General features: G+C 63.2%; 12 protein-coding genes. 8 read left to right on the plus strand and 4 right to left on the minus strand.

Features of this window, described 5'->3' with window-relative positions; translation table 11 throughout:
- The first annotated feature begins 27 nt into the window (after nucleotides 1–27).
- From L338_RS14865 to L338_RS14880, 4 genes are all read left to right on the plus strand, one after another.
- Nucleotides 28–900: a cation efflux transmembrane domain-containing protein gene (locus L338_RS14865; RefSeq protein ID WP_022699195.1), complete on the plus strand. Its 873-nt coding sequence runs from the start codon at nucleotides 28–30 to the stop codon at nucleotides 898–900.
- A complete protein-coding gene (lspA, locus tag L338_RS14870) occupies nucleotides 897–1,373 on the plus strand; it encodes a signal peptidase II (RefSeq protein WP_022699196.1) in 477 nt (158 codons plus the stop codon). Before L338_RS14865 ends, lspA begins: the two co-directional genes overlap by 4 nt.
- A gap of 124 nt (nucleotides 1,374–1,497) precedes the next feature.
- A complete protein-coding gene (locus tag L338_RS14875; protein ID WP_022699197.1) occupies nucleotides 1,498–2,751 on the plus strand; it encodes a cytochrome P450 in 1,254 nt (417 codons plus the stop codon).
- Entirely contained in the window at nucleotides 2,748–3,755 is a 1,008-nt protein-coding gene (locus tag L338_RS14880; RefSeq protein ID WP_022699198.1) for a sodium:calcium antiporter, read from the plus strand. Before L338_RS14875 ends, L338_RS14880 begins: the two co-directional genes overlap by 4 nt.
- A gap of 406 nt (nucleotides 3,756–4,161) precedes the next feature.
- On the opposite strand, the gene L338_RS14885 is transcribed toward L338_RS14880, so the two are convergent.
- Complete coding sequence (locus tag L338_RS14885; RefSeq protein WP_022699199.1) at nucleotides 4,162–4,908, minus strand: DUF4142 domain-containing protein; 747 nt, start codon at nucleotides 4,906–4,908, stop codon at nucleotides 4,162–4,164.
- A gap of 174 nt (nucleotides 4,909–5,082) precedes the next feature.
- Between L338_RS14885 and L338_RS14890 the strand changes: the two genes are divergently transcribed.
- Nucleotides 5,083–6,207 (plus strand): efflux RND transporter periplasmic adaptor subunit, encoded by a 1,125-nt coding sequence (locus L338_RS14890; RefSeq protein WP_022699200.1) that lies wholly within the window; start codon nucleotides 5,083–5,085, stop codon nucleotides 6,205–6,207.
- Nucleotides 6,204–9,323, plus strand: a complete 3,120-nt coding sequence (locus tag L338_RS14895) for an efflux RND transporter permease subunit (RefSeq protein ID WP_022699201.1) — start codon at nucleotides 6,204–6,206, stop codon at nucleotides 9,321–9,323. The genes L338_RS14890 and L338_RS14895 overlap by 4 nt, the downstream gene beginning before the upstream one ends.
- On the opposite strand, the gene L338_RS14900 is transcribed toward L338_RS14895, so the two are convergent.
- Genes L338_RS14900 through L338_RS14910 form a run of 3 tightly spaced genes read right to left on the minus strand, consistent with a single transcriptional unit; the run spans nucleotide 9,320 to nucleotide 13,099 of the window.
- Nucleotides 9,320–11,080: an N-acyl-D-amino-acid deacylase family protein gene (locus L338_RS14900; RefSeq protein WP_022699202.1), complete on the minus strand. Its 1,761-nt coding sequence runs from the start codon at nucleotides 11,078–11,080 to the stop codon at nucleotides 9,320–9,322. The two genes, L338_RS14895 and L338_RS14900, sit on opposite strands and share 4 nt — an antisense overlap.
- Before the next feature lie 12 nt (nucleotides 11,081–11,092).
- Complete coding sequence (locus L338_RS14905; protein WP_022699203.1) at nucleotides 11,093–12,031, minus strand: bile acid:sodium symporter family protein; 939 nt, start codon at nucleotides 12,029–12,031, stop codon at nucleotides 11,093–11,095.
- A gap of 3 nt (nucleotides 12,032–12,034) precedes the next feature.
- Nucleotides 12,035–13,099 carry an isoaspartyl peptidase/L-asparaginase family protein gene (locus L338_RS14910; protein WP_022699204.1) on the minus strand — a complete coding sequence of 355 codons (1,065 nt, stop codon included), beginning with the start codon at nucleotides 13,097–13,099 and terminating at the stop codon, nucleotides 12,035–12,037.
- Nucleotides 13,100–13,190: 91 nt separating this feature from the next.
- Between L338_RS14910 and L338_RS14915 the strand changes: the two genes are divergently transcribed.
- Both L338_RS14915 and L338_RS14920 read left to right on the plus strand, forming a co-directional pair.
- Nucleotides 13,191–14,972, plus strand: coding sequence for an autotransporter assembly complex protein TamA (locus L338_RS14915; RefSeq protein WP_161624640.1), 1,782 nt, complete (start codon nucleotides 13,191–13,193; stop codon nucleotides 14,970–14,972).
- A gap of 3 nt (nucleotides 14,973–14,975) precedes the next feature.
- Nucleotides 14,976–17,270: translocation/assembly module TamB domain-containing protein (locus L338_RS14920; protein ID WP_027068589.1), on the plus strand; the 2,295-nt coding region annotated here is incomplete at its 3' end.

Consider the following 17,270-nt stretch of genomic DNA (forward strand, 5'->3'; position numbering starts at 1 on the left):
TATCGTGCCAATGATAGGAAGAGTCTAATGAGCAGCCCAGACCTGATCCACAATGCCGAAGAGATGGCCCGGTATCGCGTCACAGGGATGGACTGCCCCTCCTGCGCCGCAAAGATCGAGAAAGCGGTTCGATCGGTCGGCGTGGAGGCAGTGAAGGTCTCGACCGCAACGCAGGTCATGACGCTGCATGTGTCCGATCCGGGCGTGCAGCTGCCGGAAGTGGAGCGCGCCGTTGCGGGGATCGGCTACCGGCTGGACCGTCTGGACGGCCTCAATGTCGATCACGAAGGCGACCTCGACGATCTCCCGAAGGACTTGAGCCACATCACGCCAGCTTACAGGCGAGCACTGTGGATCGTCATTCTGCTGAATGTCGGCTACGGCGTCATCGAGATGGTCGGCGGGTTCATCTCCAGCTCGCAGGCGCTGAAAGCCGATGCGCTCGATTTCCTCGGTGACGGTCTAATCACGTTCCTCGGGGTGCTCGCGATCGGATGGAGTCTGGTCTGGCGCGCCCGTTCCGCCATGATCCAAGGCCTTTTTCTTGGCGCGCTCGGTCTCGGGGTCCTCGCCAACACTGCCTACCGCGTGCTGGTGCAGCAGCAGCCCGAAGCCGGGCTGATGGGTCTCTTCGCCGTGATCGCACTCGTCGTCAACGTGGTCGCAGTTCTTCCGCTTCTGCCGCACAGGACCGGGGACGCCAATGTGCGAGCGGTCTGGCTGTTCTCACGCAACGACGCCATAGGAAATGCGGCGGTCGTCGTGGCGGCGGGTCTGGTCGCCTGGACGGGGACAGCCTGGCCCGATCTCGTTGTCGCGGCCATCATAGCCGGACTGTTCCTGCATTCGTCATCGTCGATCATCCGGGATGCGAGAGCCGACCTGCGGGAGGTTGCATGAACGTCCGCGGGGTTGGCATAGCCTGCGCTGTAGCGGCGTTCGCTCTGGACCAGGGCAGCAAGGCCTTCGCCCTTCGCTCGCCGGCCTTGGCGAACGGCGTCGAGTTGCTCCCCGTTCTGAACCTCGTCCTCGTGGAAAACCGCGGTGTCAGTTTCGGGATGCTCAGCGGGATCGTGCCTTGGTGGGCTCTGGTTCTGCTTGCCTTCGCCATTGTGGCGTGGCTTTCCGTCTGGCTGTGGCGAGCGCAAGGCCGGGTGGTCAGCGCAGCGCTTGGGCTGATCATCGGCGGCGCTCTGGGCAATGTGGCTGACCGGATGCGCTTTCAAGCGGTCACCGACTTTCTCGATTTCCATCTGGGGGCCTACCATTGGCCGGCCTTCAACCTTGCCGACGTGGCGGTGGTCTGTGGCGCCGCCCTGCTCATATTGGACAGCTTTCGCGCGAAGGACGAGAGAAGACGTGCGGAAGCTTGAGAGCGAGCAAACCGCCGCAAGCAAAGGCCGGCCCTGCAACGGAGGCACCAGTGGCGAACGGTGCGGAGCAGTCCTACAGAGGCGACTACCTCCGGCCCCTCCCGACAGGTTTGGAGAATAGCCGATGCCTCGCATCCCGCGCGACCGAAATCCCGATAGCACGATCGCTCTGCTCCTGGACCCCTACGGGTTTGTCTCGAAAAGGTGCCGACGCTACCGGTCCGATCTCTTCCTCGCGCGAATCCTGCTCCGCAAGACGATCTGCATGACCGGGCCGGAGGCGGCCGAACTGTTCTATCGGCAGGACCTGTTCGTCCGGCGGGGCGCTACGCCGGGCCGGATCCAGAAGACCCTCTTCGGACGGGGCGGGGTTCAGGGGATGGACGGCGAAGCGCACCGACACCGCAAGCAGATGTTCATGTCGCTCATGGCGCCCGAGCGGATCGACCATTTGCGAGAGCTGGTCGACGGCCTGTGGCGCGTCTACGCTCGGAAATGGGCAGCGATGGACCGGGTCGTCCTTTATGATGAGGTGCAAGAGCTCCTGACGAAAGCCGTTTGCGCATGGGCCGGCGTTCCACTGCCCGAACCGGAGGTGAGTCGGCGCACCGCACAGCTGACGGCGCTGTTCGACGACGCGGGGGCGATCGGACCGAGGCACTGGTGGTCGCGCCTGTCCCGCAAGGGCTCGGAGCGGTGGATCGAGGACGTCATAGAGCAGGTTCGTGCCGGCCGCCTGAACCCACCGGAAGACAGCGCGGCGCGTGTGATCGCCACATGGCGGGACCTGGACGGTGCGCTGTTGAGTCCACGCGTCGCCGCGGTGGAACTGCTGAACATCTTGCGGCCGACCGTCGCCGTCTCCGTATTCATCACATTCGCCGCGCACGCTCTGCATCGTTTTCCGGCCTGTCGCCAGGAGCTTCGGACCGACGATGAGAGTTTGGAGTTCTTCGTGCAGGAGGTTCGGCGTTTCTATCCGTTCTTTCCCGCGGTGCTGGCGCGCGCAAGGCGTGATCTCGAATGGAACGGATATCGGTTTCCGCGGGGACGGCGCGTGATGCTGGACCTCTACGGCACCAATCGCGATCCGCGAGCCTGGGATGCGCCGGAGGAGTTCCGGCCGGAGCGCTTTCGGGATTGGGATGGCAGTCCCTTCAATTTCATTCCGCAGGGAGGCGGCGACCACACCCGCAACCACCGCTGCCCCGGCGAGTGGATCACGATTGAGCTTATGAAAGTCTCCTGCGGGTTTCTCGCGGCAACTGTCGATTACGACGTGCCGGATCAGGATCTGCAGATCGATACAGCGAGATTGCCGGCCATACCGAAGAGCCGGTTCATGATGAGTAATGTCAGACCTCGGAGTGAGTCGTGATTGCTGTCTGGGCCGGAGTTCTTCTTGCTGCCGTATGGCTGGCGCATTGGGGGGCGGAACACCTGGCCGACCCACTAAAGAAGCTGCGGCGGCAGTGGGGCTTCTCCGTCGCCGCTGGAGGCTCGTTTATCGGACTTGCCACCGCAAGCCCGGAGATCGGCATCAACGTCACGAGCGCCATTCGCGGAGTTGCCGATATTGGACTGGGAGCCATGCTGGGCGCCAACATCATAGTTGTGCCAATTCTCGTGATCACCGCCTATCTCGCCACCCGTAAGAAGGAACTCGGCAACGAGCACGGCGATCACGAACGAGATCTGCGCGAGCACTTCCTGCCCGTGGACCCCGGCGCGATCACGGTGCAGGCGCTGCCTTATCTCGGCATTCTGGCCTTGGTCGCACTGCTCACTCTTCCGGCGCCGTGGCGGGGCCTTCAGCCGGTTGACGGCTGGATTCTGCTTCTAGCCTATCTGGCTTACCTCGCGCAGGCGCTTTTGCGCGGTCGCGAGGAGGGGCAGGGAGTCGAATGGACCCGGCGCGAACAATGGTTCGCGGGCGGCGGCGTGGCCGCGCTTGCGGTCGGGGCTTATTTCATCGTCTTCTCGACCGAGCAGATCGTGAGCGCCCTTGGTATTCAGAAGATCGTCGGCGGCTTGTTCATCACTGCGCCCGTGGCGACGCTGCCGGAGGTTTTCGCCACATGGAGCCTTGCCCGCAAGGGACAGATCACGGCGGCGGTGACCGACGTTATAGGCGACATGGCGGCGACAATGACCATCGCCTTCATCCCGCTCACGATCATCGCAATGCCGATCGGTAATCTGCATTTGTACTGGGTAAGCCTGGCCTTCGTGGCGATTATGCCTGCGCTCTATGCGGCGCTTCTCTGGTGGGGCGGGCGCGAAACCGGCTTCCGGCGGTGGCAGGTGCTGGTCTTCCCGGTCGTCTATGCCGTTTACGTGGTCCTGGTCGTCTTTTGGGTGCGCCCCTTCGGCTCCGGTTGACTTGCGAAGATCGGGGCAAAGTCTGCCAGAGATGGAGTGGATACCGCTCTCCCCTGACGGCATCGCGATGTACCAAACCTCTAGTGTCAAAGCACTAGCTGTAGGCTGTAGGAAAGGGCATCGATGGAAGAAGCTACCGTTGGAAGGAATGTGTTCCGATTGCACGGAGCAGCCGCCGACGGCTCAATTCAGTAAGCGCATTCTTTGGGCGCGTGCTTCTTTCATGCAAAATCAAAGACTTGTGGTGGAGAAGGTTGGATATCAGGCCCATCCCCTCCGCCAGCCCCCTTTACATTCAGAAATTACTATTGCGGCGCAGGCGCTCTGACGCCTGGGTTCAGCTTGCGCGCAGAAAAAAACCGCCGGACCGATCGGCCCGGCGGCTCTTTTTCGAACAAGAACGAAATTACATTTCGTCTTCGGCGTTCTCCACGCTTTCCTCAATCGCGCGGGCTTCATCAAGGTGAGCCTGAAGCGTCGCGACCGAGCTGGAAGCGAGGCTGGAGAGTGCAGCGTTGTCGCCACGTTCGCCTTGCGCCTTGAACAGGGTCAGCGCTTCCTGATGCGCCGCAATCTGCTGGTCGAGATAGGTTTCGTCGAAATCCTCGCCGCTGGCGGCTTGCAGATTGTCGATCAGGCCCTGACGGCGCTCATCAAGCGTCGCGGGCGCAGTAAAGGTCAGGCCTTCGGCTTCCAGCGTGGACGTCAATTCCTCACCCAGCGCCAGATGGTCGTCCAGAATGGTCTGGGCCAGCGCCTGAATGTCAGCGTTATCGCTCTTTTCCAGAGCCAGTTCGGCAGCCTGGATCTCATACTGGTTGCCGATAGACGCGGCCTCGATGAAGGATTCCGTGTCGCCGCCCGTTGCGGCCGCGGACGTCATGCCGACGGGGCCGGACGCGGCGTCCTGCACTTCGTTCACGGCTTCGGTCTGGCCGAGATTGTCGGCGTCATCATCCATCGCATCCATATCGCCATCGTCTTCCATGGCGTACGGATCGTTGGCGTCATTCATGTCCTCACTGGCGACCATTTCGGACGTTTGGTCCATTTCGGCCTCAGTGTCAGCCTCATCCATGGCGGTTTGATCGCCACACGCCGCAGCGAACAGGGTCAGACCCGCGGCCGCGCTAATAAGAAGTTCCCGACGCATTTTCTTACTCCATTCGTGTCAAAAACAGTCGTCGGGCCTTTAAACACCGTTACAGGGGTCTGTGTTCCAGATCGTGAATCGGGCAAAAGCAGCAACAGAATATTACAGGCGCAAGCGACGGTTTTCTGCGCCTGATCCGTTTAAAACCCTGCACGTTCATCTAGATTGTCCTTTATGGCCTTTCCTGACCTGACAAGCCGTCTTGCTGTGCGGTTCGCGTTGATCACGCTGGGGGCGCTTCTGGCGCTTCTGATACTCGTGAGGTTCGCGACCATTACGCTGGGCGAGGAAGACCCCGCCAATGGCCGCGGCGCCATGATGAGTGATTCCGTTCCCGTGATTGTCACCCCGGTGACCATGCGCACGGAAGAAGTGCGGATCGAGGCGGTCGGCACCGCGCGCGCCATGAAATCGGTGACCCTGTTTCCGGAAGTCGGCGGGGAGGTCACAGCGGTCAATTTCAACGCCGGCGACCGCGTCGAGAAAGGCGATATCCTGATCGAGCTGGACGCCCGGCAGGAGCGGCTGGACGTGGAAGCCGCCCGCAATCAGCTGGCAAACGCTCAACAGATTTTGACGCGTTATGACGAGGCGGGCGAAGGCGCGGTGTCTGCGTTGGTCATGGACGAATCCCGGACTGCCGTGCAGGCCGCGCGTATCGCCGTAAACCAGGCGGAAGAGCGGCTGTATGACCAGAGTGTCCGCGCGCCTTTTGACGGCATAATCGGCCTGACCGAAATCGACGCGGGCGACCGTATTGGTCCGGACACGGAAATCGCCAGCCTGGACGCGCGCGAAACCCTGCTGGTCGATTTCCCGGTGCCCGAGGCGTATCTGACCCGCATTGATATCGGCGACCCTGTCGAGGCGGCCACATGGACAGCCTCAACCCCGGAAGCGTCCGGCGAGATTGTCTATCTGGACAGCCGCGTGGACCCGGTCAGCCGCACGGTGACCGTGCGCGCGGCGCTGGAGAACGCGGAAGACCGCCTGCGCCCGGGCATGAGTTTCCGCATGACGCTGGACCTGCAGGGACGCGAATATCCGGTGGTGCCGGAAGTCTCCATTCTCTGGGGCGGCGAAGGCAGCTATCTCTGGGCGATAAAGGATGGCGGCGCGCAGCGCGTCTCCGCCACCATTGTCCAGCGGCTTGAAGGCCGCGTGCTGGTCGACGCCGCGCTTCAGGAAGGCGATCTGGTGGTTGAGGAAGGCGTCCAGCGCATGCGTGAAGGCGTGCAGGTGGATTATGAGCGCGATCCCACGGCCTCCGGTCCGGCTGAGCCGGTCGCGGCGCCGTGAGCGATCAGAGCGTAAACGACCTGCCGTCGCTGGCGATCCGCCGGCCGATCCTGATTTTTGTCGCCAATCTGCTGATCGTTATTGCCGGCATCGCCGCGATCTTCGGCATCGAGGTGCGCGAACTGCCCGATGTCGACAGGCCCGTCGTCAGCGTCAACGCCAACTATCCAGGCGCCTCGCCCGAAACCATGGACGCCGAGGTGACGAGCATCGTGGAAGGCGCGGTGGCGCGCGTTTCCGGCGTGCTGGAGATCCGCTCCTCCAGTGAAGAAAACAATTCCCGCATCCGCATCGAATTCTCGCCCTCCACCAATCTGGACATTGCCGCCTCCGACGTGCGGGAGGCCGTGAACCGCGTTGAACGCGAACTGCCCGACGATGTGGAGCAGCTGACCGTCGTAAAAGCCGACAGCGACGCCGAACCTGTTGTCTCCCTGGCCGTGTACAGCGGTCAGCTGGACGAGGACGAACTGACGCGCGTGGTCGAGAACGACCTGTCGCCCGAATTCTTGGCCATCGACGGCGTGGCGGAAGTGACGCTGTCTGGCGACCGGCAGAGGCTGTTACGCGTCGTGCTCGACCCTCTGCGGCTGACCAGCTATGGCCTGACGGTCAGCGACGTCGCCGAGGAGCTGCGCAACGCGCAATTTGACGTCCCGGCCGGCAGTTTCCGCTCCGTCGATCAGGAATTGCTCGTGCGGGCCGACGCGACCGTGGTGAATGCCCAGCAGGTCGAGGATATCGTGATCCGCGATCCGGTGCGGATCGGCGATGTGGCGCAGGTCTATTTCGGCCCGGAAGACGCCATGTCCTATGTCCGGTTGAACGGACGCCCGGTTATCGGCATGTCGATCATCCGGCAGGCGCAATCCAACACCATCAATATCTCCGATGGCGTACGGGAGGTTCAGGACCGGCTGAACCAGCGCTTTGATAATCTTGAAATCGTGACGACGTCCGACGATGCGGTGTTCATCAAGGGCTCGGTTCAGGAAGTGCTGACCACCCTGTTGTTTACGGTCGCCATCGTCTTCCTGACGATCTGGCTGTTCATCGGGTCGCTTCGCACCACGCTGATCCCCGCGCTGGCGATACCCGTGGCGCTGATCGGTTCGGTGGCCGCGATCTGGCTGCTGGGCTTTTCCATCAACATGCTGACGCTTCTGGCGCTGGTCCTGGCCACCGGGATGATCGTCGATGACGCCATCGTGGTTCTGGAGAACATCCAGCGCCAGCGCGGACGCGGCATGCGGGCGCGGGCTTCAGCGGTTCTGGGAACCCGGCAGGTGTTTTTCGCTGTCGTGGCGACTACCGCGGTGCTGATCTCCGTCTTTGTGCCGATCTCCTTCATGCCCAGCACGGCCGGGCGGCTGTTCCGGGAATTCGGCTTTGTGCTGGCCATTGCCGTGGCGATCTCCTCTTTCGTGGCTTTGACGCTGGTGCCGGCGCTGGCCGCCCGGCTGGCGCGGCCGGCCAAGGAAGAGAACCCTCTCAGGAATCGTATCAATACGCTCGGCTCCCGGCTGGCGCAGGAATATGAGAGCGCGCTGGGCGTGGCTCTGCGCCATGCCTGGATATCGGTGGGGGTCGCGGTTCTGGCGGCGGCGGGCGCGGGCCTGCTCTACACGTCTCTGGACAAGGAACTGGTGCCTTCTGAAGACCGCGGAACCATCTATGTCTGGGCCAGCGGGCCGGATGGCGTCGGCCTGACCTATAGCGAGCGGCAGGCCGACCGCATCGAAGCCATCCTTCGGCCCTATGTGGACAGCGGCGAGATCGAGTCGATCTACACCATCGTGGGGCGCTATGACCTCAACCGGGTGTGGATTACGGCCCCCCTCGCCCCCTGGGAAAACCGCGAACGCAGTCAGCAGGAAATCCTGGAGGAATTGACGCCGAAACTGGCGCAGATCCCCGGCATGCGCGTGAATGCGTTCGGCCGGTCCAGCCTGTCGTTCGGCGGAGGGCGAAGCGGCATCGAGGTGGCGCTGACCGGCAGCGAATATGATGACATTTACGAGGCGGCGAAGGCGTTCTCGGAAGGGATCGAGACGCAGCTGCCCAACGTCACCGATCCGGAGATTTCCTATCAGCCGACGCAGCCGCAGCTATCGGTGCGCATCGACCGCCGGCGGGCCGCGGATCTGGGCGTGCCGCTGGACGATCTGGCGACGACCCTGCGCGCCATGATCGACGGATATGAACTGGTCGACCTGAATATCGAGGATCAGGCCATCCCGATCTATCTGGAGGGCAATACCGGCGCGATCGACGACCCGAGCGATTTGGTGAACCTCTATGTCCGGTCAAACTCCGGCGCGCTGATCCCGATTTCAAGCCTGGCCTCTCTGGTCGAGGAAGGCGTTGCGGCCGAGCTGGACCGCGTGGCGCAGCGCCGCGCCATCGAGGTGGAGTCGAGCATCGCGCCCGGCTACCCGTTGCAGTCGGCTGTCGACGACCTGCGCAGGCTGGCCGAAAGCCTGCCTGAAGGCATCAGCATGATCACGCAGGGCGAAGCGGCCACGTTGCAGGAAACCTCGCGCGAGGTGGCGATCACCTACGCCATCGCATTATTGATCGTGTTCCTGGTGCTGGCCGCGCAATTTGAAAGCCTGACCAGCGCCATCGTGGTCATGCTGACCGTTCCGTTCGGCATCGCAGCGGCGATTTTCGCGCTGTTCCTGACCGGGGTGTCCATCAATATCTATTCCCAGATCGGGCTGGTCATGTTGATCGGTCTGATGGCGAAGAATGGCATTCTGGTGGTCGAATTCGCCGACCAGCTGCGCGATCAGGGCATGGAGGTGTTCGACGCGATCACCAAAAGCGCCTCCATCCGTCTGCGGCCCATCATGATGACCCTGATGTCCACGGTACTGGGCGGTCTGCCGCTGATCCTTTCCGGAGGTCCGGGCGCGGAATCGCGCGCTTCTATCGGCTGGGTGGTTTTTGGCGGGCTGGGTCTGGCCGCCGCGTTCACCCTGTTCCTGACGCCGGTGATCTACCTGGGCATCGCGCGCTTCAGCCAGGCGCGGGCGCATGAAACCGCGCGCCTGGAAGAGGAACTGGAAGCCGCGCGGAAAATTCCCGATGAAAGCCGGGAGTCGCTGGCCTAACGGCCCATACGCACCAGCTTGCCCGGACGGGCGTCCGTCACCGCATCATTGAGGATAACCGCCTGCCCGCCGACCAGGGTGGCGCGATAGCCGCGCGCGTCCTGGAGCAGGCGCTGACCGCCCGCGGGCAGGTCTTTCACCATGCGGGGCGGTTTCAACCCCAGCGCTTCCTGGTCGATCACATTGATATCGGCCCGCAGTCCGGTTTTCAGCCGCCCCCGGTCCTTCATGCCAAGATAATCGGCGAGATCGGCGGTCAGCATCTGCACCGCGCGCTCCAGCGCGATGCGGTCGCCGCGTTCACGGTCGCGCGCCCAATAGCTGAGCAAATAGGTCGGAAAACTGGCGTCGCAGATCGTGCCGACATGGGCGCCGCCATCGGAGAGACCGAGGATCGCCTGCGGATGACGCATCATCTTCAGGACATTCTCGTAATTCATCTCCGTATAATTATAGATCGGGAAATAGATCAGCGCCTTGCCGTCATCCTCCAGAACCGTGTCATAGAGCTTCTCCCAGACGCTGACGCCTTCGGCCTTGGCCTGCGCGCCCAACGCGTTTTCCGCCGGTTGCTCATAGTCCGGATCGTCGCCCAGCTTGAACAGCTTCATGGCGACAAACTCGATATTTTCGATCAGCAAATCGGCCAGCGGCGGCGCGGAAGAGCCGGGGCCGGCCAGTTTGACCGGCGTTTCTGAGAGAAGCCGCGCCTTGAACTCAGGGTCGCGCATGATCTCCACGCGTTCGGCCAGCGGCTTGTCGGCGATCTTCTGGTAGCTCGGATGCGCCATAAGCGGATGGAAAGTGCATTGAAGGCCGAGGAAAACGCCGATCCCTCGCGGCGCCACCTGGAAATGCGCGTCCACGCCGTCCGATTTCAGCTTCTCGGACCTGTCGATGATTTTCAGCCACTGGTCCGGCGCGAAATCACGCTGCATCAGAGAGAGCGAGAAAGGTTTTCCGCCGGACGACTTGGCGTAAGCCTCGATAACATCGAATTCGCTATCGAAAGCGTTCGCGTCGCGCTCCAGATCGAAGTCGCTGACGGCCTGCAGAACGCCATGCCCCAAACCATCAAGCGCCGAGCCGATGCCCGTCAGCTCCTTGATCGTCGCCTCCGAGCTGGGCGTCCAATCGCCCTTGGCGGTGCGGTGGACATCGGTGCGCCCGGTTGAAAAGCCCACCGCGCCTGCCTCCATCGCCTCCCGCGTCAGGGCGCGCATCTTTGCGATGTCCTCGTCGGTCGCCGGTTCGCTGTGCACGGCGCGCTCGCCCATCACGAAAACGCGGATCGGGTCATGGGTGACCTGCGCGGCGATATTGATGGTGCGGTCCTGCCGCTCCAGCGCGTCCATATATTCCGGGAAACTTTCCCAGTCCCAGTTCATGCCCTCGGCCAGCGCCACGCCCGGAATATCTTCCACGCCCTCCATCAACTCGATCAGGCGTTGATGATCGGCGGGCTTCACGGGCGCGAACCCGACGCCGCAACTGCCCATGACGGCCGTCGTGACGCCATGATTGACGGAGGGCTGAAGCACCGGGTCCCAGCTGGCCTGGCCGTCATAATGAGAATGCACGTCCAGAAAGCCCGGCGTGACGATTGCGCCATCAGCGTCAATCTCCTCGGCGGCGTCGCCGACGCTTTCGCCGATCTCCGCGATCAATCCATCCTTGATCCCGATATCGGCGCGGCGCGGTTCCCCGCCCTCCCCGTCATAGACAAGGCCGCCAGTGATCTTCAGGTCGAGGGTCATGGATATGCTCCGCTATTTACCGGGCGAGAGTTTAAGCGCCCGCCGGGCAAGAAAAAACCGTATGGCGCCGGCCAGCATCGCGCCGGCGAACAGATGCCAGATGCTCCAGAAGGATGTCACCACCGCCGCGCCGCCCAGTCCGTCGAACTGGCTTAGCAGGATAAGCAGGCCCAGCCCGGCGTTCTGTATGCCCGTTTCGAAAGTGATTGCGCGCGCGGCCGGACCCGGCAAACCAGCGGCCAGCGCCAACCCGGCGCCGAGGCCGAACGCCAGCGCATTATGAAGAATAACCACCGGGACAACCTGCAGCCCGACGCCAATCACGACATCCCAATAGGTGATCACGCCGTTCAGGATCAAAGCGGCGATAACCGCCAGACCAAAGCCGATCAGCCAGGGGCGGATGCGCGAGGCAATGCGCGGGGCCTTCTCCGCAACCGCCATTCCGGCGGCCAGCGGAACGGCGAGGATCAGGATGAGCTGGACGACAAAAGGCAGCGTATCGAGCTGGATATCGCGCAGCAGGGTCGATGTCGGCGGGTATAGGCCGGACCAGAAAACGATCGAAACGGGGGTGGCGATCGCCGCGGCCACACTGGAGGTCGCGGTCAGCGAGACCGATAGCGCCGTCTCTCCCTTTGCCACATGTGTCAGGAGATTGGAGACATTGCCGCCCGGGCAGCACGCCACGACGATCATGCCTAGCGCCACGCTGGGCGGCGGCTGAAGCAGAAAGGCCAGGCCGAGGGTAAGCAAGGGCAGACCGATCAATTGCGCACCGACACCAACCCAGAAACGCTTTGGTTCGGTCCGCAAAAAGCGGAAATGTTCAACCTTCAGCGCCAGCGCCACCGCAAACATGATGACCATCAGAACGACGGTCAGCCCGATCTGCGAACTGGCGCCAAGCTCTATGGTAACCGCATCCAGCGCGCCGGAAGGCGTCGCCACGTTCTAGTCCTCGTCGCCGTAGATCATCACTTTCGGCTCTTCGCCGGCACGCAAATGACCGCGATACATGCCCGGCGTGTTGAAGGAAAACGCGACCGCGCCGTCGGGCGTCATCGCCACCACGCCGCCATCGCCGCCAAGCTCCGTCAGATCGCCGTGAATAACGGCGTCGGCAGCGGTCTGAATGTCTTCACCCTTATACTTCACGTGGTCACAGACGGCGCTGGCCACCGTCAGGCGGATGAAATATTCGCCCGTTCCCGTCCCCGAAACCGCACAGGACTCATTGGACGCATAAGTTCCCGCGCCGATGATCGGAGAGTCGCCGACCCGGCCCCACAACTTGGCCGTGGTGCCGCCCGTCGACGTCCCGGCGGCGATATTGCCTTCCCGGTCCACCGCGACAACGCCCACCGTGCCGAACTTGTGCTCGCGCTCCATCAGGTCCAGCGCGGCGTCGTCGACCGTCTCCTCTTCGGGGGCGGGAACGCCTTCAGGACGATCCGGCGCCGGGAGCCCTTTCTCCTCCAAGGCCCGCAGCAGGGATTGCCAGCGGCGTTCGGTGAAAAAATGCGAGGGCGTGACCAGCTCGGCGCCCGCCTCTTCCGCGAACGTCTCCGCCCCGGACCCGGCCAGCATGACGTGCGGGCTGTCCGTCATGACCAGGCGGGCCAGCGTAATCGGGTGGCGCACCCGCGTGACCCCGGCCACGGCCCCGGCGTTCAGCGTTTCGCCGTCCATGATGGAGGCGTCCAGTTCGTTCCGGCCGGCAGCGGTGAAGACCGCGCCCTTGCCTGAATTGAATTTCGGGTCATCTTCCATTGTGCGTATGGTGACCTCGACCGCGTCGAGCGCGCTGGCGCCGATTTCGAGCTGCCCCGCGCCAAGGCGCAACGCGTCTTCCAGCGCCGCGCGATATTCGGCCTCCATTGCGGGCGACATGTCGCCGCGCTCTATAACGCCGGCGCCGCCATGCAGCGCGATTGCCCATTCCGGGTTGTCCTGCGCGGACGCGGCTGCTGAAAACAGCAGTGCTGAGAAACAAATTGCAGATGTGAGCCGTTTCATCAAAAAGCCTCCATATTCTCGCCTATGGTGCGTCGCATTCGGCTGCGTCTCAAGCGCAGTATGTTTTTGTGTCCACGATTATTCTGAAGCGGTGCGTCCACTGATCCGATCTCGAAAATCAAACCGCGCCGTCAGCCGGGCCGCCCTCGCCAGCGCCTGCGCCGGGTTTGCCTTGCTTGCGGCCGGCTCTGCGTTCGCGGCGCCCGAAATTCGTCTGCCCGACGAACATGAGGGCCTGAGGGAGGAAATCGACCGCATTCTTCCCGATAGCGAATCCGGAAACCTGATCGAGGCGCGGCGCAACGCCCGTGACGCCGCGCGGCGGATCGACCAGCTGTTGCGCTCTCAAGGCTATTACGCCGCCCAGATCGAATCCTTTGCGGAGGCGAGCGAGCCGCCGCAGGCGATTGTCGATGTCCGGCCCGGACCGCGTTTCATGTTCGGATCGCTGACATTTGATTATTCCCGCCCGCTATATGACCCGGCGATTGCCGAGCGTATTCGCGCCGGAGCGGAATTGACGTCCGGAGAACCGGCATTGGCGGAAAAGGTCGTGGCCGCGGAAGCGCAGGCGGTCACCAGATTGCGGGAAGCCGGGTATCCCGACGCCCAGGCCGACCGGCGGCGGGCCGTGGTCGACCACGCCAGCGACAAGATGAACGTGACCTTCAACCTGGAAACGGCGCGCCCCGCCCGCTACGGCGATCTTGTCGTATGCGAGGATTGTAACATCCGCCCCGGCTATTTCCGCTCCTTCAGCACGTTCAAAGAAGGCGAGATTTACGACCCGGAAGATATCCAGACCTATTCAGACCGCGTCGCCGGGACGGGCGCTTTCGACTCTGTGGACATCAAGCTGGCCGAAGCGCCCGAAGGCGAAGGCTGGGCCCGGCGCGACATTCTGGTCAGCGTGGAGGAAGGCAGGACGCGGACGATCGAGGCGGGCGCCAGCTATTCCACCAGCGAAGGGATTGGCGTCGAAACGCTCTGGACCAAGCGCAACATCTTCGGCGGCGCCGAGACGTTGCGCCTCTCGGCCAAGCTGGCCAGCCTGGAGCGCAATCTCCACGCCGAGCTGGACTTTCCGCATTTCTTCTATCCGGACCGCACATTCACGGTGCTGGGCGACGTAACCCAGGAAGAAACGGACGCGTTCGACCGCAAGGCGGCAACGGCCGGCGTGCGCGCCGAACAGCCCATCACGGAATATATCGTCGGCACGCTGGGCGCGGAGGTCGAAGTCAGCCGTGTCGAGGATTTCCAGACGGGCGAGCGTGATTTCGCAATCCTTTCCGGCCTTGCCGATGTGCGCTATGATGATACCGACGACACGCTGGATCCAACGGAAGGATTCCGGGCAGGCGTGACCCTGGCCCCGGCGACCGGCTTTGGCGATGAAGAACTGGTCTATCTGCGCGCGGTCACCAATTTCTCCACCTACAAGCAGGTCGCGGGCAATCCCCGGATTGTTCTGGCCGGCCTGTTTCGCGCCGGCACGATTTTCGGCGCTTCGGCCGCCGACCTTCCTGCGGACCGGCGCTTCTATGCCGGCGGCGGCGGTTCCGTCCGCGGCTTCCCTTATCAGGGCATCGGCCCGGAGGACGCCGAAGGCGACCCCATTGGCGGACGGTCCCTGATCGAGATGAGCGCCGAGGTGCGCGCCAAACTGCGCGGGCGCTGGGGCGGCGTGGTGTTTGTCGATGCGGGTTCGGTCGAACGGGACGGTTTGCCGGGCTTCGAGAATCTTCAGACCGGCGCGGGCGTCGGTGTTCGATATCACACCGACTTTGGCCCCATCCGCGGCGATGTCGCCTTTCCCCTGTCCGGCGGGGACGGCGTGCAGATCTATCTGAGCATCGGTCAGGCGTTCTGATCAATGAAGGTCTGGTCCAGAAAATGGGTTCGCTACAGCACGCTCGGCCTTGCCGGGTTTCTGGTGTTGTTGTCGCTCGTCATCGTCGGCTTGCTGAGTTTCACGATGTCCGAGTCCGGCGCGCGCTTTGCGCAATCCAAGCTGGACGGGCGCAAAATTGGCGGCGCGGGGACGCTGCATATTGAAGGCCTGCACGGCAATCTGCTCTCAAGCCTCGAGGCCGACCGTATTGCTTTGGTCGATGAAGACGGAACGTGGCTGGAGATCGAGGATGTAATTCTTCGCTGGCGTCCGGTGCGCATGGTCCGCAAAAACCTGATTATCGAAGAGCTGGCCGCAGACACCATCACGCTTTACCGCCTGCCGGAGTCCGAGGAAGAAGCGCGCGAAGACGGCGGCGGAGGCGCTCTGCCCGTTTCAATCCGGCTGGACCGTCTGAATATCGACCGCTTCGACATCCGGGAGGACGCATTTGGACAGTCTGCGGTTCTGCGGGCCGAAGGCGAGGCCCGATACAGCCCGGGCGGCCGCACCCGTATCGTCCTGAACGCCGAGGAATTGACCGAGAACAAGGACCGTCTGGCCCTGAACCTGTCTCATGAACCGGGCGAAGGCGTTGCGCTGGACCTGGATGCGCAGAGCGCCGCCAATGGGCTGATATCCGAGCTGATGAATGCGCCCGAGGGCGAAGACACCACCCTCACCGCCGTGCTTTCCGGAGACGAACAGGATGGCGGCGGCGATCTGGGGCTGGCCTTCGGTGAAAACACCATCGCCGACGCAGCGATCGCCTGGACCGAAACAAGGCTGGATATAGAAGGACAGCTGAACATGGGCGGCTGGCCGATGCTGTCCGCGCTTTCCAGCCGGGCCGGTGACCAGGCCGATTTTGACATCACGATTGGCGATTTCAAAACCGAGACCCGCGCACTGGATATTTCCATCGACGCGCCGCTATTGAGCGTCGAGGCGTCGGGCGCTGACCTCACCGAAGGCGTGAATACCGATCTCACATTGCGCCAGCTGGGCGACTGGTCCGGCGGGGCGGTCCAGGCGAGTATTTTAAACTGGAACGGCGTGATCCGCCGGGCCGATGGCATTGTTTCCGGCGAAGGCGTGACGGAGCTTGAGGCTCTGGAGGCGTCGCTATTGAAAGCCGGGCGAGTCACCGGACCCTTTGCCTTTACCTATGGCGACGGCGGTATCGGGTTTGAAGGCGATCTGGCGCTGACGGCCGTCACCTCGACACAGGCGGCGCTGGACAATCTGCTGGCCGACCGCGTCACGGCCGCTCTGCAAGGCCGCTACGACCTTGAGTCCGGTCAGGTCAGTATCGACCCCCTGACGGTCCGTGGCGGACTGAGCGCGGACGCCCGCATCGCCTATGGCGTGAAGTCCGGCGTCATGGAAGTCGACGCCCGCGTGAGCGAGGCCGATCTGGCGCAGCTTTCCGAGAGTTTTGGCGGCCGGTTGAACGCCCGCGCCGAAGTGCGCCGCGGCGGCAATGACTCGCCCTATCGAATCCGGCTTCAGGGCGGCGTCCAGGGCTTTGCGGCCGAGCAGGAACTGATCGGCGACATCGTCGGCGCCGATCCGCGCTATACGGCCAATGTCAGCATCGCAAGCTCCGGACAAATCACCGTGGACGAGGCCCGCATCGAATCCGAAAAATCGGCGTTCGGCGCGACAGGCGCCCTGGGGTCAGAGGACGGCTACGGGCTGGACCTGGAGGGCCGGATCAATGGCCCCCTGACGGTTGGCAGCGCGGAAATCGGGGGTACGATTCTGGCGCGCGGAGCGCTCAGCGGTCCGCTGGACGACCCGTCCATCAATCTCACCCTGTTTGCCGATACGCTGGACGCTGGCGGAGTCGCATTCCAGCGTCCGCGCACCGAGGTCAAGGTTGAGAGCCTGACCGGCGAGTTGAAAGCCGATGTTATTGCCGAAGCGGAAACCGAATATGGCCCGGCGGCCGCCTCTTTCACGGCCGCGCGCAGCGAAACCGGTCTGCAGCTCGGCGATTTGCGCGCCGAACTGGCTGACGTAACCGCCGCGGGCAATCTGGCGCTGGGCAATGGCGGCGCTGAGGGCTCTGTCGAACTGACCAAGACCGGGGAAGGCCCCTCGCCCTATCCCGGCGCGCTGGACGGATCGCTGACGCTATCCACGCGCAATGACCGGCAATATGTCGCCCTGTCGGTCGAAGGCGAGAGCCTGCTCTTCCCCGAACAGGATATCCGGCTGGAGACCGTTTCCGCGCAAACGGAAGGCTATCTCGACAATCTGGACTTCACCCTT

Origin of the sequence: Euryhalocaulis caribicus (genome assembly GCF_000412185.1) — a bacterium.
In the GTDB taxonomy this organism is placed as follows: Bacteria; Pseudomonadota; Alphaproteobacteria; order Caulobacterales; family Maricaulaceae; genus Euryhalocaulis; species Euryhalocaulis caribicus.